The sequence below is a fragment of the Streptomyces sp. CA-251387 genome (assembly GCF_050936625.1).
In the GTDB taxonomy this organism is placed as follows: Bacteria; Actinomycetota; Actinomycetes; order Streptomycetales; family Streptomycetaceae; genus Streptomyces.
On sequence record NZ_JBNJMJ010000001.1, the window covers coordinates 5,022,797 to 5,048,994 of the forward strand.

A 26,198-nucleotide genomic window follows, 5' to 3' on the forward strand; every position below is an offset into this window, starting at 1 on the left:
TTGGGCGGACGCTATGGCCCTGAGCTGCACAGATGCCTTCTGCCTGGGAGGGCGTACAAGTTGGATCGCACCGCTGTTGACCGTGGTTGTCCGCTCTGAAGGGAACGCCGTGGGCACGAACCAAGGCCGGGCGTGACGTGGTCAGTTCGCCGGCGCACCCATCAGGTCGTCCAGCTCGGCGGCGAAGAGCTGCGCGGGGTCGATTCCCATACCGGTGAAGTGGCCGGCGAGTTCCAGGGACAGGACGCCGTGCAGCCGGGTCCAGAAGGTCAGGGCCCGATGGAGGGCCGCGGGCGGGGCGGGATGGCCGTCCGCCCAGTCCCGGTGATCTTCGAGGTGCGCGTCGAACGGTGTCGCCGGTCCGCCCAAGGGCAATGCGGCACAGGCGTCCAACAGCGTCGCCATGATCTCGGACGAGATCGCGGTCGTGTCGTCGGGCGCTTGGTATCCGGGGACGGGCGTGCCGTAGATGAGGAAGTAACGCTGTGGGTGCCGCAGGGCCCATCCCCGCAACGCGTGCGCCAGCGCGGTCACATCGGCACCGCCCTCCGAGGCCGCGCGGAAGGTGTCGGCAAGGCTTCGGTACGCGTCCCTGACGAGCTCGGTGATCAGCTCGTCGCGACCGCCGAAGTACCGGTACAGCGCGGGTCCGCTCATGCCCATCTGCTTGGCGATCGCGTTGAGGGAGAGCGCGGACGCGCCCGCCGTGGCGATCTGTTCCCACGCGCGCTCTTTGATCTCCGTACGCACCTGGGTGCGGTAGCGAGCACGCGGGGTCTCCGCTTCCGAGTTCACCATAGTTAGAGGCTATCACTGAAGTTATTGACACTTTCGAACTTGTGCGGTTATAACTTCTAACGAACGCGAAGCCCTGTAACTCACTGACTCTGTGGAGGTTGCCATGCACGCCGATGGACTCGTCGAGGTCGTCCTTCCGGGCAAGGTCGAGCCCGAGGGATTCCAGATCAGGCATGGAGCCGTACCCGCCGCGGGCCCCGGCCAGGTCGTGATCCGGATGGAGGCGACCGGCATCTCCTTCGCCGAGCAGCAGATGCGGCGCGGCCGCTACTACGACCAGCCGCCGTTCCCCTTCGTGCCCGGCTACGACCTCGTGGGTACGGTGCTGTCGACCGGTGCGGGAGTCGAGCGGGGCCTGGCCGGCACCCGGGTCGCCGCGCTGGTCAAGGTCGGTGGCTGGGCCAGTCATGTGCTCGTCGACGCGGCGGACGTGGTACCTGTGCCTGACGGGATCGGTGCGGCGGAGGCCGAGACCCTGGTCGTCAACGGCATCACCGCCTGGCAGATGCTGCACCGCAAGGCCCGCGTCCGTGCGGGGCAGACCGTCGTGGTGCACGGCGCGAACGGTGGCGTCGGATCGGTCCTGGTCCAACTCGCCCAGGCCGCAGGCGCGCAGGTGATCGGCACGGCGTCCACGCGCCACCACGACGCCCTGCGCGAACGGGGAGTTGCCCCCGTCGACTACCGCACCGACGACGTCGCCGCACGGATCCGCGAACTCGCCCCCCATGGGGTGGACGCCGTCTTCGACCACGTCGGCGGCCGCGGCATCGTCGACTCCTGGCGCCTTCTCGCCCCCGGCGGCACGCTCGTCTCGTACGGCAGTGCTTCGACCCGGGACGACGAGGGCTCCAAGCAGTGGCCCGTTCTCAAGCTGCTCGGCCGGGTATGGCTGTGGAACGCCCTGCCCAACCGCCGCCGCGCCTACTTCTTCAATGTCTGGGCCGGCCGGGCCCTGGCCAAGAACCGCTTCCGCGCCCGCCTCCGCACCGACCTCACCCAGGTCTTCGCCGCCCTCCAGCGCGGCGAGGTCACAGCTCAGATCGCCGCGCAACTGCCGCTCACCCGCGTCGCCGAAGCCCTGCGGCTGGCCGAGTCGGGCACCGCCGCCGGAAAGGTCGTTCTGAATCCGTAGCAGAACGTGAGTGGCCCGATCCGATCACCACAACGAAACAAGAGGACACCATGTTCAGCATCGGCCCGTCGAACGCCCCCGGTCAGCACCCCCGCCCCCTGCGCCCCCACCCCTTGCACCCGCGCACACGAACCCTCCGGCGCCGGCCTCGCGCCGGTAAGGCCGCGGTCGCGCTCGCCGTCGCCGCCGTTCTGGCGAGCACCATCCCGACCGCCCAGGCTGCCGTCGCCCCCCACGGCGGTACGTCCCAGTGCGGCGGACGAGGCGTCGATACCACCGCCCTCATCCGCTACGAGTCCGACATCGTGATCAAGGCGCCACTGAGCACTGTCTGGAAACTGCAGACCGACGTCGAACGCTGGCCGTCCTGGCAGCCCCCTGTCACCACCGCCGAACGTCTCGATCCCGGCCGCCTGAAGTCGGGTTCGCAGTTCCGGTGGACGACCCCCGCGCCCGCCACCCCCACGACCCCCGCCACCACACTCGCCATCACCTCCACCGTCCAGGAACTCCGGCGCCACGACTGCATCCTGTGGAGCGGACCCGCGACAGGTGAGGGGCTGCGCATCGACGAGGGCATCCACCTGTGGACCTTCCGCAGGGTCGTGGGCGGCCTGCACGTCCACACCGAGGAAACCTGGGCCGGCACCCAGGTAGAAGCAGACGTGCCCACCGCAACCGCGGCCCTCGGCGCGGGCCTCGAAGCGTGGCTGCACGACCTGAAGACCACCGCCGAAGCCCTCACCAGCGACCACCCGCGTCCCCACTGACCGGATCGGGCGGCCTTGATGGCCCTCCCCGCCGATCTCGAACGAAGCCCTGACGGCGATCCGCCTTCCGGCATGCAGTCGGCAAGCGACGACTGACCTCACTCAACAGCAAACAGGCCCAGGTCTCTGACCTGGGCCTTCATCATGGAGCGGGTGACGAGAATCGAACTCGCGCTCTCAGCTTGGGAAGCGATGGCGCTTGAAGGGCCAGTCAGCCGCTGACCTGGCCTCAAGCGCCCTGGTACAGCAGTCGGCAGGACACGGTCACGCCGCTGTCGACCGTCGTTGACCGCTCTTAAGGGCACGCTATGGGCACGCGGTCCGGAGAGCGGGCCCGGAACGGGTGGGTGAAGGCTTCGGCCGGCCCTGCGTCGAGATGGCTTCTGTCGGAGGCGGACGCCGGATTGCGGACGTACAGGCCGGCCTGGACGGTGTGGCCGACGACGGCCCCGTGGCGGGTTCGCCGGTGTGGGGTCCTTCCCGATGCCGGCCGGGAGGCTCTGGGGCTGTCGGATCAGAACGGGCCGTGGAGACTGCCCAGCCTGTCGGTCAGGCGCAGGTTCTCGGAGTAGTCGACGGGGCAGGCGATCACGGAGACCGAGTCGTCGTCGAGGGCGCGACGCAGTGCGGGCAGCAGTTGGTCGGCGCTCTCGATCACGTAGCCGCGTGCGCCGAAGCTTTCGGCGTAGGCGACCAGGTCAGGGTTGGTGAACCGGGTGTGGCTGTGGCGGCCGAGTTCGAGTTCCATCTTCCAGGTGATCAGGCCGTATTCCTCGTCCACCAGGACCAGGACGACCAGCGGGACGCGTTCACGGACGGCCGTCTCCAGTTCCTGAGAGTTCATCAGGAACGAGCCGTCCCCCATCATCGCCAGGACGCGCCGGTCCGGCCGGGCCAGCTTGGCGGCGATGGCACCCGGCAGTGCGAACCCCATCGTGGACAGGCCGTTGGAGACCAGGCAGGTGTCCGGTTCGTAGGTGGGGTAGAGACGGGACATCCACATCTTTCCGGCGCCGGTGTCGGCGAGCACGATGTCGTGGCGGTCCAGCGCGGTGCGCACATCGGTCACGACGCGCTGCGGCACCAGGGGAAACGCGTCGTTGTCACGTCCGTACTGCCGCTCTTCGTCGAGCAGGGTGCGGATCTTCTCGCTGCTTCCCGAATCGTAGGTGAGTCCCTCGGGCAGTGCTGCCGCGAGCGCGTCCAGCGCCTGTGAGGGGTCACTTTCGACACCCACGGTGACCGGGTAGTGGGTGTCCACCTCGGCGGGGAAGCGGTGGACGTGAACGATCCGCTTGTCACCGTTCGGGTTGATCTTGGCCGGGTCGAACTCCTGGATCTCGTAGCCCACGCAGAGCAGCACATCGGCCGCGTCGAAGCCGAAGTTGCCATAGTCGTGGCGCATGAAGCCGACCGCGCCGAGGGCGTTCGGATGGTCGTCGGGAAAGACGCCCTTGCCGTGGAAGGTGGTCGCGACCGGGATGTTCAGCCGTTCGGCGAACCGCACCAGGGCGGCCGAGGCCCCGGTTCCGGCGGCGCCATGGCCTGCCAGCACGACCGGGCGCCGTGCGGCCGAAAGCACTTCGGCCGCCCGTGCGATCTGGGAGGGTGACGGCGCGTCGGCCCGCACCGTATCGATCTGCAGGGGCGCCAGCGGCCCGGCGGGACGCTCCGCTTCGACGTCCTCGGGGACCGCGAGGAACACGGCGCCGGGCCGTTCGCTCTGCGCCGTCTTGAACGCCTTGCGTGTCATCTCCGGCACCGCGTCCGGACACTCGATACGGGCCGACCACTGGGTGACGGGAGCGAACATCGACACCAGGTCGATGACCTGGTGCGACTCCTTGTGGATGCGGCGCAGGGAGCCCTGGGCGGCCAGGGCCACCAGCGGCGCACTGTTCGTCATGGCGTCCGCGGTGCCGAGCAGCAGATTGATCGCGCCAGGCCCCAGCGTGGCCGAACACACACCGGCCCGGCCGGTCAGCCGCCCGTAGATCTCCGCCATGAACGAGGCGGCCTGTTCGTGACGTACCAGGACGTACCGGATCCCGGAGTCGTTCAGCGCGTCGACGAAACGGATGTTCTCCTCACCGGGGATCCCGAAGACGTACTCGACGCCCTCGGCCCGCAGACAACGCACCAACAGGTGCGCGACGTCATCCACTGCTGCAGTGTCCCGCGACCCGTTCGCGCTTTCGGTGCCCATGGGGCGACCGTAGGCACGCCCCGCCCGCCTCGGCCACCTGTCGGCCGCCGCCCGGGGACCAGTGACGGGGTACCGACCCGTGCCGGAGCTCAAGCACCGCCGAGGCCATTCGGAGGCGCTGTGGTGGCGCTTTCCGCGGTCGGCCCACACGCTGGACCCGGATATGGACTCGCCACCGGACACCGAGCGGCGGCAGGCTCAGGGAGGACCGTGTGACCACTTCGTCGCCCGCCACTGACGCACCGCCGGCCCGGTACGACGACCAGCCTTCTGGCACGAATCTGGCACGCGACCACTGATCGCAGCGGACAGCAAAAAGGCCCGGTTCTCTGACCTGGGCCTTAGTCGTGGAGCGGGTGACGAGAATCGAACTCGCGCTCTCAGCTTGGGAAGCTGATGTTCTACCATTAAACTACACCCGCGTAAGACGCCCGCCCCGAGATGATCCGGAGGCGGTGTCCGATCGCCTCGTCACTGTACCTCATCTCCGGCCCCGGGCGCTGACGCCGTGGGGCCTGAGTGCGTTTCAGGGGGTGGATGTGGCTGCGGGGGAACGGAGTTGGGGCGTACGGTGGAGGGGTGGGAGAGGGTCCGGGCGGGGGCGGAGTGCCGCCTGGAGGGTCGTCCTTTTGATCCCGTAATGTGGCCTTCGTCGTCAGGCAGGTAGCAGCCAGACGCGGCTCTTGGGGAAGGGACTCTAGGACTTGATGGAGCGCACCGTCGTCCGTTGTGCCGATGGGCACGTGTTCAGCACCGCTTCGTTCCCGATGCAGCAGGCCGAGCGACTCGGCCCCGGCCGGCTCCTCCGATGTCCCCGGTGTGCCCGGCTCCGCAGTGTGGTGCCGGTGACGCTGGAGAAGCGGTAGCACGGCAGTCACAGAAGCGACAGCAGCAGCGGTCACAGAAGCGACAGTAGTAACAGACTGCGACAGAGGTAACAGCAGTAACAGCAGGTGCAGCGTCGGGCGCGCGGAAGCCGCGATTGTGGCCGTTCCGCGCGCCTTGCGTATCCTCGGGGCGTGCTTCTCTCAGACAAGGACATCCGGGCCGAGATCGACGCCGGGCGGGTACGGATCGATCCCTACGACGAATCCATGGTGCAGCCGTCGAGCATCGATGTCCGGCTGGACCGGTACTTCCGGGTGTTCGAGAACCACCGGTACCCGCACATCGACCCCTCCGTCGAGCAGGCCGACCTCACTCGGCTCGTCGAACCCGAGGGTGATGAGCCGTTCATCCTGCATCCCGGGGAGTTCGTTCTCGCCTCTACGTATGAGGTCATCACCCTTCCCGACGATCTTGCCTCGCGGCTCGAAGGCAAGAGCTCGCTCGGGCGGCTCGGGCTGGTCACCCACTCCACCGCCGGGTTCATCGACCCGGGGTTCAGCGGGCATGTCACCCTCGAGCTGTCCAACCTCGCCACCCTCCCCATCAAGCTCTGGCCCGGCATGAAGATCGGCCAGCTGTGCATGTTCCGGCTCAGTTCGCCCGCCGAGTTCCCGTACGGCAGTGAGCGGTACGGGTCGCGGTACCAGGGGCAGCGCGGGCCCACCGCCTCCCGGTCCTTCAAGAACTTCCATCGGACCCAGGTGTGAGCGTGCGGGAGAATCTGACCTACGAGCGGTTCGGCACCGCCGTCCGCGAGCTCGCCCAGACCATCGCTGACGACGGCTATGTGCCGGACATCGTGCTCAGCATCGCCCGCGGCGGAGTCTTCGTCGCCGGCGGGCTCGCCTACGCCCTCGACTGCAAGAACCTGCATCTCGTGAATGTGGAGTTCTACACGGGCGTGGGGACGACCCTCGACATGCCCGTCATGCTCGCTCCCGTTCCCAACGCGATCGATTTCACCGACAAGAAGGTGCTGATCGCCGACGACGTCGCCGACACCGGCAAGACGCTCAAGCTGGTGCACGACTTCTGCCTCGATCATGTCGCCGAGGTGCGGTCCGCCGTCATCTATGAGAAGTCCCACTCCCTCGTGAAGTGCGAGTACGTGTGGAAGCGCACCGATGAGTGGATCAACTTTCCGTGGAGTGTGTTGCCTCCGGTGCACAAGTCCGGTGAAGCGGCCAAGGTGAACAAGGAAGCGCTCTGACCGCAGGTGGTGAAATAACGGCGTGGTGAATTGTTGGCCAACGCCGTACGCTCCCCTCTGATCAATCAAGTTTGATCAAATCGAGTCTGATCAAACAAAGACTTTGTGGGGGGAACGTTCATGCGCGCAACCACGCGCCTTGCCCTGCTCGGCACCAGCGTCGCGCTGGTCGCCACCGCCGTCAGTGCCACCGCCGCCCAGGCGGAGGACGGCGGCTCGGGCAACATCACGATCGACAAGGTCGTCGTCAACGGCGGCAAGCCGGTCGTGGTCGGTACCACCAACGTGGTGACCGCCAAGGTCTCCGTGACCGCGTCGGACGATTCGGGCATCAAGGAGACCACGTACATCACCGGCGACGGTCCGACGCCGAACTACGACCAGATCTGGTACGACGACGGCGAGATCACCTGCGTCAAGGTGAGCGTCACCACCTCGACCTGCACGGGCACGCTGACTTTCGACCCGCAGGGCGGCTCGGCCATCAACGGCAACAGCGCGGCGGCCACCTGGAACCTCGCCACGCTGGTCTCCGCCCATGACTACGACTACATCCACCGGGACGCGGCCACCACGTTCAAGGTGCAGCGCGCCTCGAAGCTGACGGTCAACGCCTCGCCGGAGCCGGTGAAGAAGGGCAAGACCATCACGGTCACCGGCAAGCTCTCCCGGGCCAACTGGGAGGACAGCCTGTACCACGGCTATGCGAACCAGTCGGTGAAGCTGCAGTTCCGCAAGAAGGGCAGCAGCACCTACACCACGGTGAAGACGATCAAGACCAACTCGACGGGCAACCTCAAGACGACCGTCACCGCCTCCACCGACGGCTACTTCCGCTACAGCTTCGCGGGCACGTCGACGACCCCGGCGGCCAACGCGGCCGGCGACTTCGTCGACGTCCAGTAGCAGCACAGACCAGTAGCAGCACGGACCAGTAGCAGCCGAGACCGGTAGCAGCACAAGGAAAGGGCCCCTGCCGCGAGCAGCGGGGGCCCTTTCGTATGCCTGTGCGCGTCAGAACTAGAACGTGCCCAGCTTCACGATCGACAGCAGCGCGATCAGCTGGATCGCGCTCGCGCCCAAGGCCTTCGGCCACGGCAGGTCGTGGGACTTGGACACCATCAGGGTGAGGAGGGCGCCCGCCGCCACCCAGGTCGCCCAGCCCAGTACCTGGACGAAGGTCGCGTCGCCGCCGGCGAACATGGCGAAGACCAGGCGGGGGGCGTCCGTGAGGCACATGATCAGCATGGAGAGGCCGACCGTGGGCTGCCAGGCGCCGTCCCCGCCGAGCTGGCGGGCCAGGGTGTGGGTGACCACGCCCAGGACGAAGGCGGACAGCACCATCGCGATCGCCGTGGTCAGGACGATCGGGACCGCGTTCGAGAGAGTCGCGTTGATCGCGTCCTCCCTCGCGCCGTCGAAGCCGAAGACCGCGAGCAGGCCGTAGAAGAAGGTCACGATCAGGGCGGGGCCCCACATCGTGTAGTCCCGCATCCGGAGGAACGTCTGGGCGGGGGAGAGGACGATGCCCCGCAGCAGGTCCTTCCAGTGCAGGCGGGGGCCGATCGGGGCGGCGGGGGCCGCGCCGGCCTGGTAGGTCTCGCCTTGGCTGTAGGGGTCCTCGCCGACCGAGAAGGCCTGGGTGTGGCCCGGGTTGTTCGCCGCGTACGGGTCCGGGGCGCCGCCACCGGAGCCGTGCGGGTAGCCACCGTCGCCGAAGTACTCCGGCTCGCCGTGCCCGCCATGACCACCGTGCCCGCCGGCGCCGTAACCGCCGTAGCCACCGCCGCCGTTCGCCTGCGGCCAGCCGCCTGCGCCGCCGCGCGAGCCGCCGTACGGCTGCTGCGGCGGCGGGGGAGAGCCGTACGGCGGTCCCTGGGGCGCCTGCTGCCCGTACGGAGGTTGTTGGGGGCGCGTTTGCGGGGTGCCGTGGTTACGGCTGCCGCGTCCGATCCTGAATCCAGCCACGTCTTCGAACGTACCTGGTCCCGGAGATTCGCGTGCCGGGCCCAGTGGTTCGGGCCCGGCTTTGCGGCCGAGCTGTGACATCCCCCCAACATCCCCTAAGGGGGTTGGCACGCCTTCCCCTTACTTCTCCCCTAAGGGAGTTCACACCGGTTACTTCTCCCCTGAGGGAGTTCACACCGGCGGGTCAGCCCGCCAGTACGTCGCCGAAGTAGGTCAGGCCCGAGGGGCCGCCCAGGGTGGTGCTGCCGAAGGACTTTGCACCCGTGGCCGTGATGCCGGTGGAGGTGCCCTTCAGGACCCAGGCCCCGCCCGCGCCGTCGTTCTCGCCGATGGCGCTCGTGATCAGCTCCGCGCGGCCGTTCTTGTCGGTGTCGGTGAGGAAGACCGCGTGGCCGAAGGCGTCGCGGGCCTCGGCGGTCCCGGGGACGCCGCTGGTGTCCTGGGAGAAGGACCTGGCACCGCTGCCCGTCAGGCCGGAGGCGGAGCCGCGCAGGACCACGACCGAGCCGGCGGCGTACTTGCCGCTCAGGCTCTCGTGCGTGACGCCGGTCGCGATGTCGGCGTAACCGTCACCGTTCGTGTCTCCGGCCGCGAGGCTCCAGCCGAAGGCGTCGTCCTTCTCCGCTGCGCCCGGCACACCCGCCGTGTCCTGGGTGATACGGGCCGGGGTGCGGGTGCTCAGGCCGCCCGAGGCGCCGTACGTCACGGTGATCGCGCCGCCGAGGCCGCCGTTCGGCTCGCTGGTCGACTTCTCCATGAAGTTGCCGGTGACGATGTCGCCGTGGCCGTCCTTGTCGACGTCGGCGATGACCGCGTCGTAGCCGCCGGCGACCTTGGGGCCCGCCGTCAGGCCGGAGGCCGACCCCTTGTACAGGACGCTGCGGGTGCGGTAGCCGCCGGTGATCTCCTCCTGGCCCATGACCAGCAGGTCCGACGTGCCGTCGCCGGTGACGTCGCCCGCCACGAGCTTGTCGGTGCTGACGCCGGTCTGCTCCTGCGTGTCGATGCCGACGAGCCCGGTGGCGGCGCCGGTACGGGAGATCGGGCCCTGGAAGATGTTGAGCCCGGGGGCGGCGACGTTCGCCGTGGCCAGGTCGGTGTCGCCGTCGCCGTCGAAGTCACCGGTCGCCACGGACCAGCCGAGCTCGTTCTTGTACTGGGGGAGCGGCGACGTGATGTCGGTGCCGGACTTGATGCCGGTCGCGCCGCCCCACAGCACCGTCAGCACCCCGAACTGGTCGGTCGCGGCGATCCGTTCGCGGTGCACGCCGACGACGATGTCCGTGTAGCCGTCGCCGTCCAGGTCGCCGGTGGTCAGACGGTCGCCGAAGTCGTCGTAGTTCTCGGGGACGCCGGGGATGCCGTCGGTGGCCTGGCTGATGATCTGCCGCTTGCCGGTGTCCAGGCCGCTCGACGTGCCGTAGACCACGGCGACGTAGCCGGCGTCGCTCTTGCCGGCGACCGGGGCGAGCGGCGCGCCGATGACGACGTCACGGTAGCCGTCGCCGTTGAAGTCGCCGGACAGGCCGGAGGGGGCGGCGGAGGCGGTGGTGGCGGGCAGCGCGGTGAGGAGGCCCGTGGTGAGGGTGGCGGCGAGGAGGAGGGTGCGCTTGCGCAAGGTGGGTGCTCCAGAGGGGGAGGGCGGCCGGGCCCGTGGCGGGACGGGCCCGGCCTGTCCAGGCGTACGACCGGGGCGTACGGCCGATCAGTCGGCGAAGTTCGAGCCGAAGTACGGCGCGCCCGTCGTCGAGACGCCGGAGGTGCTCGGGGAGATGGTGCGGGCGCCGGTCGTGGTGATCTTCGTGCCGTCGGAGGGCAGGTAGAGGACCGCGCCGTTGCCGTCGTTCTCGCCCGAGCCCGCGACGAGGTCGGCCTTGCCGTCGCCGGTGACGTCGTCGAGCTTGACGTCCATGCCGAGCCGGTCGCCGCTCTCGTCCTCGCCCGGGACGCCCGCGGTGCTCTGGGCGAAGGACTGGGCGCCCGAGGCGGTGTTCAGGCCGTCCGCGGTGCCGTAGAGGATCGTGACCGCGCCGGTGTCCACGGCGCTGCCGATGTTCTCGCCCGCGACGCCGATCGCGAGGTCGAGGAAGCCGTCGCCGTTGACGTCGCCGAGGTCGAGCTCGTAGCCGAAGTAGTCGTTGCCCTCGGAGGTGCCGGGGACGTTGCCGGTGTTCTGGGTGATGCCGGTGGCCGACGAGGTTTGCGGGCCGCCGTCCGAGCCGTACGTCACCCAGACCTTGCCGCCGTTGGAGGAGTCCGGGACGGTCGTGCCGTCCTCCGTGGTGGCGTTCCAGTAGGCACCGCTGACGATGTCGCCGTAGCCGTCCTTGTCGATGTCGCCGACCGCGGTGATCACGCCGGGCTTGAGGGCCGTGGCCTGGGAGCCCTGCAGGCCGCTCGCGCTGCCGGGGATGAAGTAGTTGCGGTTCCAGCCGTAGCCGGTCTCGGTCTCGAAGCCGTCGACCACCAGATCGGTCTCCGGGCCGCCGTTGATGTTGCCGGCGGTCAGGTTCATCGGGCCGCCGCCCGTGCCGCCCATGATCGGGGGCTTCACGGTGTAGCGCCCGCCGGCCGTGCCGGAGGAGTTGAAGCCGCCCTTGAAGACGTGGACCGTGACGGCCGAGCTGCCCACGGCCAGGTCGGCCTTGCCGTCCCCGTCGAAGTCGCCGGCGGCGAGGGTCCTGCCCCAGCGGTCGTGGGAGGTGGGCGCCGGGTCGGCGACCGTGACGCCCTTGCCGGTGATGCCGGAGGCCGAGCCCCACAGGATGGCGAGGCCGCCGCCGTCGACGTCACTGCCGACGTCCTCGCCCGGGGAGCCGACGGCGAGGTCGTCGTAGCCGTCGCCGTTGAAGTCGGCGTACGCGGTGTCCACGCCGAACCAGTCGCCGGACTCGGCGGTACCCGGGCTGCCGGTGGTGTTCTGGCTGACGGTGCTGCGCTTGGCGGAGGACACGCCGCTGCCGGTGCCGTACAGGACGACGAGCTGGCCGGCGGCCTTCTTGCCGCCGACGTAGGCGTCCTGGGCCGAGAAGGCCACGTCGCCGATGCCGTCGCCGTTGAAGTCGGCGTGCGGGACGGCGGTCGAGTCGGCGGCGGTCGCCGTCGCCGCCGTGAAGGTGAGCAGACCGCCCGTCAGCGCGGCCGCGGTGGCCGTCGCGAGGGCGAGTCGTGCCGTGCGGCGCGGGTGGAGCTTGTGCATGCGGGTTCTCCTGCGGCATGCGGGATGCCTGGGTGGCATCGCAGTCGTTGGGGTGCCTTGTCCGTATGTGTTGGCCGGGAGTTGGCCTGGGGTTCACGGACGGTTGGCGATCAGGAGACTCGCGGTGGGGCGTCAGGGTTGTATGTGAGTTCGGGGATTCTTCGAGGCGCCAGGGGCTATTTGGGTTTGGCGCCGATTTCGCACCATACGTACTTGCCGTGGCCGCCTCTTGGGCCGTTGACCTGGAACCAGCCCCAGTCGTCGGCGTAGGCGTGGATGAGGTGGAGGCCGCGGCCGGTTTCGCCGGGTTCGTCGTCGTCCGATTGCCAGGGGGCTTCGGTCGGGGGAGTGGGGTCGGTGTCCCAGGCGCCGAGGCGGAACGAGGGGCCGGACTGGCGGAGCTTCAAGGCGGCGGGGCCGGTGGTGTGGCGGAGGGCGTTGGTGAGGAGTTCGGAGGCGAGTAGTTGGGCGGGTTCGACGAGGGTGGGGAGGTGGTGGGTGGTGAGGATGTCGGCGAGGGTGCGGCGGGAGATGGCTACGGCTCGGGGGTCGTGGGGGATGTAGAGGGTGTATTCCCAGGACGAGGGCATGAGGGCTCCTTGGGGTGGATGAGTGGTGGGCGGTGGCTCCGTCGACCGCGCGGGTGATTGAGGGCAGGGCGCGGTGATGCACTTCCGCTCCGGGGAGTGGTTGCGACGTCACCGACGGTAGGGGTCGAGCTTGACTCGGGTCAAGCTCGACCCCGAATATCGTGTACTCAACTCATGGGAGAGGAGGGGCAGATGGTCGCCAGGAGCGTCATCACCATTCGGCAGGAGCGCCTCGGCAAGGAGTTGCGCAAGCTCCGGGAGCGAGCTGGGCTGGGCCTTCGGGAGGCAGCCCGCGCAACCGGAATCAACGAGGGCAAGCTCTCCAACGTGGAGGCGGGGCGCGCCGGTGTGAGCGCAGAACGCGTACGGTTTTTGGCTGGCCATTACGGGGCCGGCGGGACTCCGCTCGTCGAGGCGCTGGAGGTCATGGCGACCGAGCGGGTGCGTGGTTGGTGGGAGGAGTATCGGGGGCGACTCCCCCGGGGGCATCTTGACCTCGCGGAACTGGAGCACCACACGGGGCACTTGAGGACGTTCGAGATCGTGTACATCCCCGGGCTGTTGCAGAGTGGGGAACAGCTACGGGCGTCGTACAACGACAGCACGTGGGGGACGCCCGAGGAGCAGCGCGAGCTACGTGTGCAGTTCCGGCGCAGGCGACAGGAGGTCCTCGATCGGGATGACTTCGTGTACGAGGCGGTGATCCACGAAGCGGCCTTGCGTATCAAGAAGGCTGACAGCGGAGTGGCTCGGAGGCAGTTGAAGCACATCCTGGAACAGGCCGAGCGTCCTCAAGTCACCGTGCGCGTGGTGCCGTTCGATGTGGACAACTTCCGCGTGGGCTTCGCCCCGACGATTCTTGGCGGCCCTGTTCCTCAACTGGACACTGTGCTGATGGACACCCCTCACGGCGGTAACTTTCTGGACGCGGAGGCGCAGCTCGAACGGTATCGGAGGGCCTTCGCGGCGGTGCAGAAGGCGGCCTTGGGGATCGTAGAGTCGAAGGACTTCATTCACCGCTTGGCTCAGCAGATGTGAAAGGCGCCGACATGGCAGAGAGTCCCGTGTGGCAGAAGTCGTCCTTCTCCGGCGACGCCGAGGCCGACTGCGTGGAGCTCGCCTCCCTCCAAGGCTCCTTCCTCCTCCGCGAAAGCGACGAGCCCGACACGATGATCACCACCACCCCCACCGGACTCGCCGCCCTCATACGTCACCTGCGCTAGCGCCCCCGCCCCGTCGCGGAGGCGAAGCCCAGCCACGTATGCCGGTTGCCCCACCAGCACCAGCCCACCTTCGGGGCGTTGCGCCGCTCTCGGCCGTCCCGCCCCGTGCCGTTGCTGATCCAGATCGCCGGCGTACGAGCGTCCAACGTGCCGTTCGCCTTGCGCAGCCGGGAGCCGATCGTCATGAAGCAGCGGTTGCGTTCGAGGGCCGCCGGCTGCTGGAGCACCCAGTGGATGCCCTCGGTGAGCAGCAGCGGGGTGCGTTCCTCCTTGGTGAGGGCGGGCAATGCCTCCTCCGGGCTCCAGTTGGCCATGTGGTCGCCGCGGTCGACGCCGGTGACGACGTAGAGAGGTGCATGGGGCAGCTCGACGGCGTCGGGGGCGAAGTCGTCGACGTCGGGCATGTCGACGACGACGAAGCCGGGCTTGCCGTCGTGACGGAGCAGCGGTGCGAGGGCGGACGCGGGGGCGCGCTCCGGGTGGACGGCGAGCAGGGCGTTGCCGTCACCGCCGTGGGTGTTCTCGGCGAAGGCGCGCATGGCGTCGGCGGGTATCCCCGCGAGCTCGTGCACGCCGAGCGCGATCAGGTGTTCCGCCTGGGTGGCGAGGGGCGGGAGCGGGGGCAGGGTGGCGTTGGGCGACGTATCGGGCACAATCCTCCTCGGTTTGTGGTCGGACCGTCGAGCCTTCGGGCCTTCGGGTCGTGGGGGCGTCAGGTCAGATAGAAGTCCGCATCCTCTTCCGACGGCTCCAGGGGCGCGAACTGCCTCAGTTGGCCGCCTCGGATCATCCACAGACGGAAGAACGACTCCTCCTGGTCCATGACGAAGAGCTGCACCACGTTGGGCTCCCGCCATGGCGTCTCGGCAACCCGTTTCCGCAGAGCAGCCAGATCGCAGTGGTTCAGGGCGCCCGCCCACACCCTGCATTCGGGCCACTTCCAGCCGCCCCACCCGGGATCCTGGTCGGTGGTGAGATTGAGGTGGCCGACGCCGGCCTCGTCGCGCAGCCAGCCATTGAGGGCTTCGACGTTCGTCCCGTCGGCGGAATCGGCCGAGATCATCACATTGGCAACCCAACTCATGGCACTCGTTGTACCTCCACACGAACCAACCGAGCGAGCGCTTTTCGAGGCGCTCGGCCGCCCGAACCGATTCGTGTGGATTCCGTGATCCCGGCGTGGTCTCTTTACCCTTCCATGGCATGATCTGGCCATTCGACGGCCGCCGTCGTTTGCCGATGCGAGCGCGAAGCGTTAACGGGGAGGACCTGCGTGGGGGAGCACTTCAAGACCGATATTGATCAGCTCGCTGCGTTCACCAAGGACCTCAACAGCGCCCACGACAGCCTTGAGCAGGTCCGGACCGCTCTGCAGCATGTACGGGCCGACCAGATCGGGACGCCGGAGCTGGACGAGGCGTGCGACGCGTTCCAGGAGCGCTGGAAGTACGGCAACGAGCAGATCAAGGAGCGCATCGGCAAGCTCACCGAGGGGCTCCAGAAGAACACGGACAACTACCGCGAAGTGGAGACCTCCCTGGAGGAGAGCTTCAAGCGCGCCGCGGCCGCGGGGAAGTGATCGCGATGGCACAGAACCCGTATGTGCACCTTGGCTGGAATCCCGTGCCGGGAGAGCCGGGCGAGGTCGAGAAGCTCCGTACCCAGCTCGTCAATTCGGCGAACGCGCTGCAGACGGCGTATCAGAAGATCGACAAGCTGCTCGGTGAGTCGAGTTTCTGGGAGGGCGACGCCGCCGTCGGCTTCCGCGAGGCCCTCGACGGCGACCTGCCGAAGTACATGAAGGACGCCCACACCTCGCTGACCAAGGCCGCCGGTCACCTCGGCGCCTGGCACGGCGGGCTGACCGGCCGCAGGGAGCTGGCGTCCAAGTACGACGCCGAGGCGGCCGACCACAAGGGCGACCTGAAGGCCGCCAACTCCCGGCACGAGACGGCCAAGCAGGACCCCGACCTCAAGCTCGCGGGGCAGACCTTCGAGGAGGGCCCCGAGCTGCAGGCCGCCCAGGCCCGCCTGAACGCGGCCAACGCCCGCCTCAACGACGCCGTCACCGCCGTCAACAACGCGCAGGGCGCCCTCGACGAAGTGATCCGCAAGGCGCGGGAGCTGGAGGGGACGCACGAGGACCAGGCGCGGGAGATCGCGAAGCAGCTGAAGGACTCCACGAAGGATCTGGCGCCCGAGGAGCCGGGGTGGCTGAGCAAGGCGCTCAGCTGGATCGGGGACAACCTGACCAACATCCTCAGTGTGCTGGCGGCGGTGGCGGGGTTGCTGGCGCTGCTGTGCACGGGGCCGTTCGGGATCGCGATGCTGCTCGCCGCGGGTGCGCTGAGCCTGGCGACGATGGCCTCCCGGCTCTCCGATCCCAAGGTGCGGGCGTCGCTCGCGGACGGGTTCACCAAGGGCGAGTTCGACGCGGACTTCTGGGAGAACTCGGTGGGGCTCGTGGGTGACGCCCTGGGCGCGGTACCGGGTGTGGGCGCCGTGAGCCGTGGCCTCAACGGCGCGATCCAGTCGACGAGGTTCGCCTCCGAGGCCGTGAGCGCCGGGCAGTTCCTCGGCCGGTTCGCCGACGACACCGCCAAGGCCGCGGGCCGGATCGCGTCCGCGGGTTCCTTCAATCCCGTCGGAGACCTGGTGGCCAAGGCAGCGGGGGGCAGCCAGGCGGTCAGAGCGGGCATGGACTATGTCTCGCCGGTCGCGGGTGTCGTCACCGCCGGCTACGGGCTGGCTGCCGAGAACATCGACGCTTTGAAGAGCGACGGCGGCAAGAACACGGCCACCGGGGTCGACGCGGCCCGCGCGGGTCTGTTCGACGGCCCCGGCGCTTACTCGGTCGTCCGCAACGTCGCTGCGGTGTTGCGATGACACAGGAAGCCGCCGAGGTTCCGATGCGTCTGGTCATCGACGACACGGCCAGGGACCCGAGCTCGAAGATCTGGTACGCACTGCCGGACTCCTTCGTCGACGTGCCCATCGACGCTCTCGATCCCCAGCCGGGCTCCGAGCAGGAGACGTATCTTGAGCAGGCGCTCGCACTGATCCTGGAGGTCGCCCCCGAGGACCAGCGCGACCGGTACACGGGAGCGCTGCGGGACGTCCGGTTCATGGCCAAGCAGATGCGGAGCGAAGGCGTCATCGCCTGCTCGCTCGGCATGCACTACGCGGACGACGGATCCTCCGCCTCGTCCGTGTTCACGGTGGCGCTCACGGACATCGAGTGGGCCCCGGCCAAGGTCACGGCGGTGCGTGCCGTGTCCCTGCGCGAATCTGCCGAGAACGTGGGGCTGTTGACGCTTCCGGGCGGTCGTCCGGCGACGATCTCCGACACCATGATCACCATGCCGGTCCTGGAGGGGATGCCCAGCCAGGAGGTCTACCAGTGCAACCTCTACATCCCGGCCCCTTCTGGCACACAGCTGGGCGTCCTGACGCTGAGCACCACGGCCGTGGGTTCACGGAAGCACTACCGCGACCTGATGGAAGGCATCGCGTACACGGTGTCCTTCCACGATCCGCTGCCCGAGATCGAGCGTGCCGCACGCGGTGACGAGGCCGACGGCCCCGGCAGCATCGCGAACGACATCGCCTCCGACTTCGGCTGACCCGGGACACCCAGATGATCACGAACCCCAGCAAGCACGGCTTCGACGGACCGCCGGCCTGGGACACACCCGGCACCCCACCCGCGTTCCTCCGCTGGGCGGCATGGCGACTGGTCAAGGCGATCGGCCTCGTGGCGCTGTGGTGGGGCGCGCTGTACGTCACGCTCCTCCTGCCCGTGGCCGCGGTCGTTCCCATGGTGCTGGTTCTGTTCGGGATCATGTACGCCATGGTCCTGGCCCTCGGCCGGCTGGCGCGCGGGTGGCGCATATGGCGCATCCTCACCGTCTACCCCTGGCGTCAGCAGCCCGGCGCCGTCCGGGTCAACAAGGGCAACGCCGTGTTCGTGCTGCCCGACCCCGACCGTCCGGAGACGACGGTCTCGCTGAAGGTGAACGCCGGGCTGTTCCGGTCCTGGACCTACGCGGCCCTGAAGGGCTACGACGAGGAACTCTGGTACGCGGGCGACCCCCGCTTCGCCTGTGTCGTGGCCAAGCCCGGCCTGCGCGGTCTGGCCTGCCTCGCTCAGCCCACCGCCTATGACTACCGCACCTCGCCCCGCCGCAAGGGCCTCAGCCCCGAAGCCCGCCGCCGCGCCCGGGCCATCGGCGCACGCGTCGCCGACTGACGCGGACGTCCCCTGCGTCCCCTGCGTCCCCTACGGCGCCAGGAACTCCGCGCTGGAGAACCTCACCGACGGCTCCGCCGCCACCAGCCCCTTCTTCGCGCCGGGATACACGGCCACCGTGTCCTTCGTCTCGCCGACGTACGTCCGCACCACCAGGTCCGCCCGCCCGTCCCCGTCGAAGTCACCGACGGTCACGACACGCGTCGTGCCCTGGGCCGGTGGCTCCACGGTCACCATGCCCGCCGTCGCGAGTCCTGCCGTACGGCCATGGAAGATCCGCAACCGCGAGCCGCTGGAGACGAGTTCGCTGACGCCGTCGCCGTCGAAGTCGGCGGCGTCGAGCACCGAGCCGGGGACGTCGAGGGTGCCGCGTGCTGCGGTGGCCGGGAGGTCGTAGCGCAGGGACGTGCCGCCCGGTGAGCCGATCGCCGCGTCCAGGGTGGACTTGGCCTTGCCGAAGGCGCCGAGGGCGACGTCGATGCCGGAGGGGAGGGTGACGCCCGTGCGGGTGGGTCCGGTGGGGCCGCCGAGGACGAGGGCCGAGGAGCCGGTGCCCTCCGTCGTACGGATCACCAGGTCGTCGTAGCCGTCCCTGTTGACGTCGGCGGACGGGCCCGTGGGGGCGTTGCCGGGTGCCGGGACGGGTGCGCCGGCCGCTCGCGGGGTGCCCTTGCGGGTGAACGGGCCGCGGAGAAAGGACAGTTGGCCGTTCGACGCGTGGACGACCAGGTCCTGCGCCTCGTCGCCGTCGAAGTCGCCGCACACCGGCTGGTCGGGCCAGTCGTTGCCGGCGCGGGCGGCGGCGGGGATGGTGAGCTTGACCGCCTTGCCGGTGAGGCCCTTCGGGGAGCCGAAGAGCAGTTGGAGGGGGACCGGGGGCCGGCCCTGGCCGTCGTAGGGCGGGTCGGTGGAGACGACCAGGTCCGTGAAGCCGTCGCCGTCCAGGTCGCAGGTCGCCTCCGCGTCGAACACGGCCGGCAACTGGCCCTTCGTCGGGGCCGCCTGCCGCTTGGGGCTGAGCAGCTGCCGTGCGCCGGGGGTGAGTCCGCGGTCGCTGCCGTAGACGATGCCGATGCCCGCGTCGTCGGCGTGGGCCTGGGCCTTGACCAGGTCGTTGAGGACGAGGTCGCGGTGGCCGTCGCCGTTGAAGTCGTCCGCCACCTCGCTGCCCTTGCCGCGGGGGACCGGGAGCTTGGCGGGGGCGTCGGCTATCGCGAGGGGCGTGTGCCGGGTCGCCTCGGGCTCGTCGTGCTGCGTGGAGCCGCAGGCCGTCGTCAGCAGGAGGGTGGTGCTCAGGGCCGCCGTAACCAGCCCGGCTCTTCGCATGCGCACCGCTCACCTCGTCAGCACCAGGGACAACAACTGGGTAATGATGCACGCGTTCGAGAAGGGGTGACAGTCCTGTGCACGCATTGCCGCACGGGTTGCGGGGATTATCGGCCAGGCCGGCTTCCCGCATTTCCGCCTCGCCGCCTTCCCGCCTCCCCGCCTTCCCGCACCGTCCGGTCTCCGGGGCGGGCGGCGGTCCGCGGGGTTAGGTTGTGGGTGACATCCGGCCAACTCGGGGAGCTTCCATGTCACTTGAACGTCCGCTGATCAACAGCAGCGTGCCGCATTCCGCCCGGATCTGGAACTACTGGCTCGGCGGGAAGGACTGCTACGAGATAGACCGGCAGGTCGGCGACCAGATCGCGGGCGCCAATCCGGCGATCCTCGACATCGCCCTGGCCCAGCGGGCGTTCCTCGTGCGGACGGTGGAGTTCCTCGTCCGCGAGGCCGGGATACGGCAGTTCCTGGACGTCGGCACCGGCCTGCCGACCGCGAACAACACCCACGAGGTCGCCCAGCGGCTCGTCCCCGAAACCCGGATCGTCTACGTCGATCACGACCCCGTCGTGCTCGCCCACGCGGAGGCGCTGCTCACCAGCACCCCCGAGGGCGCCACCGACTACATCGACGCCGACCTGCGCGAACCCGAGACCATCCTGGAACAGGCCGCCAAGACCCTGGACTTCACGCAACCGGTCGCGCTGATCCTGCTGGGGATCACCGCCCACATCACCGACGACACCGTGTACGACATCGTCGGCCGCCTGGTGGACGCGCTGCCCTCCGGCAGCTACCTCGTGCTCTGCGACGACACCGAGGTGATCAACCCCCAGCAGATGCGCGAGATGATCGAGCAGTGGAACGAGGCGAGCGACAACCCCCGCGTCAACCGCAGCCCGGAGGAGCTCGCCCGGTTCTTCGAGGGGCTTGAGCTGCTGGAGCCCGGTCTCGTGTCCGTCTCGCGGTGGCGCCCGAGCGGGGACGGTGAGCAGGTGCCGGCGGAGGTCGACGACTTCGGTGGGGTGGGGCGGAAGCCGTAGCGGCGGGGGTGGTCGGCCGCTGGCCGTGAGTGGCGGGCGCGGTCAGCTGTTGATGGCGGCGGTGTGCGGGCGGCGGGCCATGAACACGTCCACCGGATCCTCGGTCTCGACGGTGAATCCGTGCCGCTCGTACAGCCGTCGGGCCGGACTGCCCTGCAGCACGTTGAGCCGGACGAGGAGGCCGCTGCGGTCACACCGCTCCAGCAGGTGCCGCAGGACGCCCGAACCGATACCGCTGCCCTGGAGGTGCGAGGCCAGGTAGAAGTGCTCCAGCCAGTGGGCGTCCTCGGCCGGTCGCAGCGCCACGCATCCGGCGAACACGCCGCCCACCTCGATCACCCAGGTGTGGGCCGGCTCGAACCCGTCCCGCAGCCGCTGCCGCACCCGCCGCTCGTCGTACCGCCCGAGCCGCTCCAGATCCGCCCGCAGCACGACAGCACGCAACTCGGCCACCGCCTCGACGTCCGACGCCGAGGCGGGCCGTATCTCCCAGTCCGCCATGATCGGCACGCTAGCGCGTCGGGGTGCGCCCGGCTTGACTGAGCGCATGGAGTTCTTCTGCTACCACCGCGACCGGTCCGGCTCCGTCGAGTTGCGCGAGGAGTTGGGGGAAGCGCACTGGGCCTACATGGACGGCTACGCCAAGGAGTTGATCGCCCGCGGCCCGACCTTCGCCGACGACGGCGAGACGCCCAGCGGCAGCGTGCACATCGTCGACCTCCCGGACCCCGCCGCCGCCCGCGCCTTCGCCTTCGACGAGCCCAACTACCAGGCCGGCGTCTACCGGGACGTGCTGCTGCGCCGGTGGCGGAACCTGCTGGGCCGCACCATGTGGGACTTCCCCGGTGGCCGGACAGGCGGCAACCGCTACCTGGTGCTCGGCCTCGGCACGGGGCAGGCCACCGACCTCACCGTGCCGCCCGACCGGGACGAACTGATCGCGTACGGGCCGCTGCTGTCGGACGACGGCACGAGGTGGCTGGGTACGGTCGCGCTGCTCAGGGCCCCGGATCCGGACACGGCACGCGCCGTCCTGACCGTGGACCGGTATGCCGAGATCGAGGTGCACGACTGGGAGTTCGGCGGGCGGCGATGAGGAGCTGGGGGATGAGGGCGGGAGGCGGCGGATGACCGCGGCCTCGGCCCGACAGGCCGCCCCTGCCCCCTCCGCCCAGATGTGGCCCCTCTACGCCGCCGGCTTCACCACCGCCTTCGGCGCCCACGGCATCGCCGCCAACCTCGGCGGGCACAGCGAGGACGCCGTGACCTCCCTGCTCGTCCTGGGCGGGCTGCTCGCCCTGTACGACGGCGCCGAGGTGCTGCTCAAGCCGCTGTTCGGGACGCTCGCCGACCGGATCGGCGCCCGGCCGGTGCTGCTCGGCGGGCTCGTCGCGTTCGCGGCCGCCTCCGCCGCCTACGTCGTCGCGGACAGCCCCGGCTGGCTCTGGGCGGCCCGCCTGGGGCAGGGCGCCGCGGCCTCCGCCTTCTCTCCGTCCGCCTCCGCGCTGGTCGCCCGGCTGAACCCGGCCACGGGGCACGGGCGGGCCTTCGGCAGCTACGGCTTCCACAAGTCCATCGGCTACACCCTCGGCCCGCTGCTCGGCGGCGTCCTGGTGTGGGCCGGCGGCCTGCGGCTGCTGTTCACCGTCCTCGCGGTGCTCGGCGCCGCCGTCGCGCTCTGGGCCGCGGTCGCCGTCCCGCACGTACCCCCGCTGCCCAAGCAACGGCAGACGGTCCTGGACCTCGCCCGGCGCCTGACCGACCCGGCGTTCCTGCGGCCCACGGCAGCCCTGGCCGGCGCCACCGCCGCGCTCTCCGTCGGCGTCGGCTTCCTGCCGGTCTCCGGCGCCGCCGCGGGGCTCGGCACGGTGGCGACCGGAGCCGCGGTGTCGGTGCTGGCGGCCTGCGCGGCCGTCGTACAGCCGAAGGCCGGGCGAGCCCTGGACGACGGCCGCCTCACCGTCCGCACCGGCCTCACCGCCGGGCTGCTGACCACGGCGGCGGGCCTGGCCTGCGCGATGCTCCCCGGCCTGACCGGCGTCCTCCTCGCCGCGGCCCTGATCGGCACCGGCACCGGCCTGATCACCCCGCTGGGCTTCGCCGCCCTGGCCGCTTCGACCCCCGCCGAACGGCTCGGCCAGACCATGGGCTCCGCCGAACTCGGCCGCGAACTCGGCGACGCGGGCGGCCCCCTGCTCGTCGCCGCCGTCGCCTCCCTGGCCACCCTCACCTACGGCTACGCGGCCCTCGCCGTCCTCCTCGCCGTCGGCCCGGCTCTCGTCCTGACGGCGAGGCGGCGTGCCGCGCCCGGCGCGGCCCAGGAGCAGCCCGGCGACGGATGAGCCTGCGCCTCGCACGACACCAGCGGTGGGTTCACGCGGTGTGGCTGGTTCGTGCCGTCTCTGGACGTGGGGCCGACGGTCGGGCGTGATCACGTGGTTCCTGCACTCGGCGGCGTGAAGGGCGATGGCACTGCGCGATGGGACGGGGTCACCCGGCGGTCCTCTCTGAAGGACGAGTGGGCCGCGGAGCGGGACCGTCTGGCCGACGCCGCCCGGGACGGGGACTGGCCGGCCGTGTTCCGCGCTCCGGGCGCCTGGAGGGCCCGAGCGCCTGCTGGAGTACGGCGCGTTCCGCACGCTGCGGGCCGGCGACGGGACCCGCCCCGTCGACATCGCCCTGCGGCGCGGCCACCGAACGGATCGCGTCACGGCCGACGGGGTGTACCTCCAGGAGGGTGTACGGCTGTGACCCGGTCGGGCTATCAGCCGGGCTATCGATAACACCGCGTCATACATTTTCTGAATTTCAGCGCCCGGCCCGGAACTGGATCTTCCAGATAATCACCGTTGACGCATATTCCCCCGAATGCCAGATGTCCTGCCCCGCGTGGCAGTCGTTAGGTGGGCGTGACTTGGCAGGAAAAACACGTAGCTGAGGCTCTTTCGCTGGGGTCGCGTCAGGTAGCTGATCAGACCGCTGCGGAGGGCATCACGCACTGCTCGGATCTGCTCGAGGACTTCCTGAAAACCATCAGCCGGATGGAGCGTGAATATCTCCGGGCTGCACTGGAAGGGGAAAAGTTCTAGCGATGAGGGCCGACTATGAAGCGGTAGACGAACAGCCTCATTACACCCAGCAGCTGGATATGCAGCACCTCTGGCAGGTTCCCGACCCGGCGATCTCGTCGGAGGGCTGGGACCTGGACGAGGAGCTGGCACAGATGCTGAGCACGACCCAGGGCCTGGAGCAGGTCCGCCTGGATCCGCTTCGGCCGGATCCGTTTCGGCCGGATCCGTTTCGCCCGGATCCGGTTCCGCCTCCGCTGGACAACGACAGGCCCCCGGCCCGCCCGGCCCATCACCGGCGTCCTCAGCCGAGCGCTCAGATCATCGCCGGAAACCCGAAGATCTTCTCCGTCGGAATCCTGGTCACCCTCATCACCCTGTGCGCGGTGACGATGCTCACCTGGTCCATTTCGTATTCGTACGATCAGCTGCGCTCCATCGCGCTGACCGTGGTGTCGCCGAAGCTGGCTCATTGGTGGCCACTCACGGTGTACGGGCCGTGGCTGCTGGCGGGTCTGTCGATCCTGCGGGCATCCGTTCAGCGACGCACCGCCCGGCGGTCCTGGGCCGTCATGCTGATCTCCTCCGGCACGGCGGTGGCTCTGTGCATCGGCCAGTCGGCGGATTCCCTGCTGGGAATGGTGGTCGTCGGAATTCCGCCGATCACCGCGCTGGTCTGCTTCCGCGAACTCGTCAGCCAGTTCTCGTCACGGCCCGGCCCCAAGCACGCCGCCGACACGCTGAACGGGCCCAAGCAGCCGAAGCCGTAGACCGCTCAGGGACGGTACGGCTGCTGCGGCTGCCCGTAGGGCTGCTGACCGCCGTGACCGCCCGCGGCGGCCTGCGCCTGCAGCTGCTCGGCCTGCTCGGGGGTCACCTTCTGCTCGGCGCCGCAGAAGGTGCACTGCGTCGTGTACTTGGTCGAGAACGGGAACAGCGGCACGAAGAACAGCGTGAACTTCGTGACGCGCTTCCTGAGCGTGTGCGCGGAGGGGTTACCGCACTGGCCGCACACCAGGGTGAGTATCGCGAGCTGGTACAGGTAGCCCTTGGTGCCGAAGATGATCACGCCGGGGTCCTTCCGGGGGAGGGGGCAGTGCGAAGACACATACGGCATCCAGTCTGCGTCATTGATCGGCGGCCGCCTGCTTCTTCTCCCACTCCCAGCGCCACAGCGCACTGGCCCTGTGGTCGTCCACATGCTGGTCGCCGAGCGGCCCCACCCGCTCGATCGCGTCCGCGGTGCGTGGGTCGTCCCGCTTGGCGAGACCGTAGCCGGCCTCCAGGCGGACGTTCTGGTCGCCGTCGTCGAGCAGCGCGGCCAGGGCGTCGGCGACGGCGGGCGAACGGTCCCCGGAGGTGGCCAGCCCGGCCGCGGCGGCGCTCCGCACGGAGGCGTCCGGCTCCTCGAGCAGGAGCAGCAGCGCCCGGGTCAGGTCCGGGAGGAGGCTGTCGTCCCCCACGGCCGCCGTGCAGGCGGCGAGGCGTACCTCGGCGTCGGGGTCGCGGGTGAGGGCGCGCAGGGCCTCCCTGGCCGCGGGGGAGCGGGGTACGTACTCATCGGACAGGGCGTACGGCACCTCCCGGCGTACGCGGGGGTCGGGATGGGCGGCGTGGCGCAGCCCGATGGCCTCCTGGTCGGGATGGTCGTAGTTGGTGGTGAAGGCGTCGAGTACCTTCGCGAGGATCTCGCTGTCCGACTCCTCGGCCGCCCAGGCCGCCAGGAAGGCGCTCTCCTTCTTCTCGTCATAGCCGTTGCCGGTCCACATCAGTGCCCTGACCCGTAGGTAGTCCATGACGAACCGGCGGCGTGCCGGGGAGGGGTGGTGGCGATGGGTCACCACGGCCGACCATGCCTCGTAGCTGCGCCGCTCGAGGAGGGTCCAGAGCACGGCCCACCAGTTCGCGTCGCGCTCGTCCGGGTGCGCCATGGCACGGTCGATCAGTTCGTCGACGGGGGGCAGGATGCGGAAGGCCCACTCCAGGGAGGTCAGGATGCCGGCGTGTCCGGCCCGTACGACGAGTCCGCCGAGGGAGACCTGGTCGATCTCGTGGTACTCGTCGTCCTTGACCCGGAAGGTGGTGGCGGGGTCCGACGATCCGGTCCGTCGCCGCAACTCCTCGACCACGCCAGTCGTGTACCAGTGCCGGGCCAGGGCGAGAAGTCGTTCCCGGTCGGCTTCCGGGAGCCGCAGCCGGGGCTCCTTGCCGAGTACCGCCGAGAACACCGCCGGGGAGCCGCCGTCGATCGCCCGTTCCAGCGGAGTCGTCCCGTCCGGCAGCACCCGGTCCGGATCCGCGCCGCCCTCCACCAGCGCCTCGGCGACGGGCGCGTCGTACGCCGCGACGGCCCCGCACAGCACGGGCAGCCCGCTCTCGTCCACCGTGTCCGGATCGGCGCCCTGCTCCAGCAACTCCCGCACGGCATCGGCGTCCCCCGCGCGAACGGCCGTCACGAGCCCGTCCGGTTCCTTCCCCCTGTTCATGCGCGTCAAGGTACGCAGGAACTCCTTCCGGCTCGCCCC

The 26,198-nt window shown here is 69.7% G+C and carries 28 protein-coding genes and 1 tRNA gene; 16 read left to right on the forward strand and 13 right to left on the reverse strand.

The features are described from left to right. Nucleotides 1-141: 141 nt before the first annotated feature. The gene (locus ACQEV2_RS22440) at nt 142-798 is read right to left on the reverse strand and encodes a TetR/AcrR family transcriptional regulator (RefSeq protein ID WP_433044275.1); all 657 of its coding nucleotides are present in this window, start codon (nt 796-798) and stop codon (nt 142-144) included. A gap of 103 nt (nt 799-901) precedes the next feature. Here ACQEV2_RS22440 and ACQEV2_RS22445 point away from each other — a divergent pair, with 103 nt between their 5' ends. Both ACQEV2_RS22445 and ACQEV2_RS22450 read left to right on the forward strand, forming a co-directional pair. Further along, nucleotides 902-1,933, forward strand: a complete 1,032-nt coding sequence (locus ACQEV2_RS22445; protein ID WP_433044278.1) for a medium chain dehydrogenase/reductase family protein — start codon at nt 902-904, stop codon at nt 1,931-1,933. Between the two features lie 50 nt (nt 1,934-1,983). Then, entirely contained in the window at nt 1,984-2,703 is a 720-nt protein-coding gene (locus ACQEV2_RS22450) for an SRPBCC family protein (RefSeq protein ID WP_433044281.1), read from the forward strand. A 514-nt stretch (nt 2,704-3,217) separates the two neighbouring features. On the opposite strand, the gene ACQEV2_RS22455 is transcribed toward ACQEV2_RS22450, so the two are convergent. Continuing rightward, nucleotides 3,218-4,909, reverse strand: a complete 1,692-nt coding sequence (locus ACQEV2_RS22455) for an acetolactate synthase large subunit (RefSeq protein ID WP_433044284.1) — start codon at nt 4,907-4,909, stop codon at nt 3,218-3,220. A 348-nt stretch (nt 4,910-5,257) separates the two neighbouring features. Then, nucleotides 5,258-5,331, reverse strand: a tRNA-Gly gene (locus ACQEV2_RS22460). Between the two features lie 597 nt (nt 5,332-5,928). Here ACQEV2_RS22460 and dcd point away from each other — a divergent pair. From dcd to ACQEV2_RS22475, 3 genes are all read left to right on the forward strand, one after another. After that, nucleotides 5,929-6,504 carry a dCTP deaminase gene (dcd, locus tag ACQEV2_RS22465; RefSeq protein WP_030054451.1) on the forward strand — a complete coding sequence of 192 codons (576 nt, stop codon included), beginning with the start codon at nt 5,929-5,931 and terminating at the stop codon, nt 6,502-6,504. Continuing rightward, entirely contained in the window at nt 6,501-7,007 is a 507-nt protein-coding gene (locus ACQEV2_RS22470; protein ID WP_433044287.1) for a phosphoribosyltransferase, read from the forward strand. The genes dcd and ACQEV2_RS22470 overlap by 4 nt, the downstream gene beginning before the upstream one ends. Before the next feature lie 120 nt (nt 7,008-7,127). Then, nucleotides 7,128-7,913, forward strand: coding sequence for a calcium-binding protein (locus ACQEV2_RS22475; RefSeq protein WP_433044290.1), 786 nt, complete (start codon nt 7,128-7,130; stop codon nt 7,911-7,913). 114 nt (nt 7,914-8,027) lie between these two features. Here ACQEV2_RS22475 and ACQEV2_RS22480 read toward each other — a convergent pair whose 3' ends face one another. The 4 genes from ACQEV2_RS22480 to ACQEV2_RS22495 form a co-directional block, all read right to left on the reverse strand. Further along, nucleotides 8,028-9,056, reverse strand: coding sequence for a Yip1 family protein (locus ACQEV2_RS22480; protein WP_433044293.1), 1,029 nt, complete (start codon nt 9,054-9,056; stop codon nt 8,028-8,030). A gap of 103 nt (nt 9,057-9,159) precedes the next feature. Beyond that, nucleotides 9,160-10,593 carry an FG-GAP-like repeat-containing protein gene (locus tag ACQEV2_RS22485; RefSeq protein WP_433044296.1) on the reverse strand — a complete coding sequence of 478 codons (1,434 nt, stop codon included), beginning with the start codon at nt 10,591-10,593 and terminating at the stop codon, nt 9,160-9,162. A gap of 87 nt (nt 10,594-10,680) precedes the next feature. Then, nucleotides 10,681-12,174 (reverse strand): VCBS repeat-containing protein, encoded by a 1,494-nt coding sequence (locus ACQEV2_RS22490; protein WP_433044299.1) that lies wholly within the window; start codon nt 12,172-12,174, stop codon nt 10,681-10,683. A gap of 176 nt (nt 12,175-12,350) precedes the next feature. Then, nucleotides 12,351-12,764: an ATP-binding protein gene (locus ACQEV2_RS22495; protein WP_433044302.1), complete on the reverse strand. Its 414-nt coding sequence runs from the start codon at nt 12,762-12,764 to the stop codon at nt 12,351-12,353. Nucleotides 12,765-12,956: 192 nt separating this feature from the next. Between ACQEV2_RS22495 and ACQEV2_RS22500 the strand changes: the two genes are divergently transcribed. Beyond that, nucleotides 12,957-13,802, forward strand: coding sequence for a helix-turn-helix domain-containing protein (locus ACQEV2_RS22500; protein ID WP_433044305.1), 846 nt, complete (start codon nt 12,957-12,959; stop codon nt 13,800-13,802). Between the two features lie 11 nt (nt 13,803-13,813). Further along, nucleotides 13,814-13,987 carry a DUF397 domain-containing protein gene (locus ACQEV2_RS22505; protein WP_433044308.1) on the forward strand — a complete coding sequence of 58 codons (174 nt, stop codon included), beginning with the start codon at nt 13,814-13,816 and terminating at the stop codon, nt 13,985-13,987. Here ACQEV2_RS22505 and ACQEV2_RS22510 read toward each other — a convergent pair. Together ACQEV2_RS22510 and ACQEV2_RS22515 are read right to left on the reverse strand one after the other, a co-directional pair. Further along, entirely contained in the window at nt 13,984-14,640 is a 657-nt protein-coding gene (locus ACQEV2_RS22510; protein WP_433044311.1) for a DUF5701 family protein, read from the reverse strand. The genes ACQEV2_RS22505 and ACQEV2_RS22510 overlap by 4 nt on opposite strands. Nucleotides 14,641-14,699: 59 nt before the next feature. Beyond that, the gene (locus tag ACQEV2_RS22515; protein WP_433044314.1) at nt 14,700-15,071 is read right to left on the reverse strand and encodes a squamosa promoter-binding protein 15; all 372 of its coding nucleotides are present in this window, start codon (nt 15,069-15,071) and stop codon (nt 14,700-14,702) included. Nucleotides 15,072-15,260: 189 nt separating this feature from the next. On the opposite strand from ACQEV2_RS22515, the gene ACQEV2_RS22520 reads away from it, so the two are divergent. From ACQEV2_RS22520 to ACQEV2_RS22535, 4 genes are read left to right on the forward strand one after another with little or no spacing between them, the layout of a single operon-like run. Beyond that, nucleotides 15,261-15,566, forward strand: coding sequence for a hypothetical protein (locus ACQEV2_RS22520; RefSeq protein WP_433044317.1), 306 nt, complete (start codon nt 15,261-15,263; stop codon nt 15,564-15,566). Between the two features lie 5 nt (nt 15,567-15,571). Then, the gene (locus ACQEV2_RS22525; protein ID WP_433044320.1) at nt 15,572-16,873 is read left to right on the forward strand and encodes a hypothetical protein; all 1,302 of its coding nucleotides are present in this window, start codon (nt 15,572-15,574) and stop codon (nt 16,871-16,873) included. Beyond that, nucleotides 16,870-17,610 (forward strand): hypothetical protein, encoded by a 741-nt coding sequence (locus ACQEV2_RS22530; RefSeq protein ID WP_433044323.1) that lies wholly within the window; start codon nt 16,870-16,872, stop codon nt 17,608-17,610. Before ACQEV2_RS22525 ends, ACQEV2_RS22530 begins: the two co-directional genes overlap by 4 nt. 14 nt (nt 17,611-17,624) lie before the next feature. Next, nucleotides 17,625-18,236, forward strand: a complete 612-nt coding sequence (locus ACQEV2_RS22535) for a hypothetical protein (protein ID WP_433044326.1) — start codon at nt 17,625-17,627, stop codon at nt 18,234-18,236. A gap of 30 nt (nt 18,237-18,266) precedes the next feature. Here the strand turns inward: ACQEV2_RS22535 and ACQEV2_RS22540 are convergent, their stop codons facing one another. After that, nucleotides 18,267-19,562 carry an FG-GAP repeat domain-containing protein gene (locus tag ACQEV2_RS22540; protein WP_433044329.1) on the reverse strand — a complete coding sequence of 432 codons (1,296 nt, stop codon included), beginning with the start codon at nt 19,560-19,562 and terminating at the stop codon, nt 18,267-18,269. Nucleotides 19,563-19,810: 248 nt separating this feature from the next. Between ACQEV2_RS22540 and ACQEV2_RS22545 the strand changes: the two genes are divergently transcribed. Further along, nucleotides 19,811-20,605: an SAM-dependent methyltransferase gene (locus ACQEV2_RS22545; protein WP_433044332.1), complete on the forward strand. Its 795-nt coding sequence runs from the start codon at nt 19,811-19,813 to the stop codon at nt 20,603-20,605. Between the two features lie 42 nt (nt 20,606-20,647). Here the strand turns inward: ACQEV2_RS22545 and ACQEV2_RS22550 are convergent, their stop codons facing one another. Beyond that, the gene (locus ACQEV2_RS22550; protein WP_433044335.1) at nt 20,648-21,106 is read right to left on the reverse strand and encodes a GNAT family N-acetyltransferase; all 459 of its coding nucleotides are present in this window, start codon (nt 21,104-21,106) and stop codon (nt 20,648-20,650) included. Nucleotides 21,107-21,152: 46 nt separating this feature from the next. Between ACQEV2_RS22550 and ACQEV2_RS22555 the strand changes: the two genes are divergently transcribed. The 4 genes from ACQEV2_RS22555 to ACQEV2_RS22570 all read left to right on the forward strand — a co-directional run bounded on the left by ACQEV2_RS22555 (nt 21,153) and on the right by ACQEV2_RS22570 (nt 24,443). After that, a complete protein-coding gene (locus tag ACQEV2_RS22555) occupies nt 21,153-21,701 on the forward strand; it encodes a YciI family protein (protein ID WP_433054702.1) in 549 nt (182 codons plus the stop codon). Nucleotides 21,702-21,732: 31 nt separating this feature from the next. Further along, the gene (locus tag ACQEV2_RS22560) at nt 21,733-22,947 is read left to right on the forward strand and encodes an MFS transporter (RefSeq protein ID WP_433044338.1); all 1,215 of its coding nucleotides are present in this window, start codon (nt 21,733-21,735) and stop codon (nt 22,945-22,947) included. Nucleotides 22,948-23,514: 567 nt separating this feature from the next. After that, nucleotides 23,515-23,694 carry a hypothetical protein gene (locus ACQEV2_RS22565; protein ID WP_433044340.1) on the forward strand — a complete coding sequence of 60 codons (180 nt, stop codon included), beginning with the start codon at nt 23,515-23,517 and terminating at the stop codon, nt 23,692-23,694. Between the two features lie 2 nt (nt 23,695-23,696). Further along, nucleotides 23,697-24,443, forward strand: a complete 747-nt coding sequence (locus tag ACQEV2_RS22570; RefSeq protein WP_433044342.1) for a DUF2637 domain-containing protein — start codon at nt 23,697-23,699, stop codon at nt 24,441-24,443. Nucleotides 24,444-24,448: 5 nt separating this feature from the next. On the opposite strand, the gene ACQEV2_RS22575 is transcribed toward ACQEV2_RS22570, so the two are convergent. Then, the gene (locus tag ACQEV2_RS22575; protein WP_433044345.1) at nt 24,449-24,742 is read right to left on the reverse strand and encodes a zinc-ribbon domain-containing protein; all 294 of its coding nucleotides are present in this window, start codon (nt 24,740-24,742) and stop codon (nt 24,449-24,451) included. Nucleotides 24,743-24,800: 58 nt separating this feature from the next. After that, a complete protein-coding gene (locus ACQEV2_RS22580) occupies nt 24,801-26,159 on the reverse strand; it encodes a HEAT repeat domain-containing protein (RefSeq protein ID WP_433044348.1) in 1,359 nt (452 codons plus the stop codon). Nucleotides 26,160-26,198 lie beyond the last annotated feature (39 nt).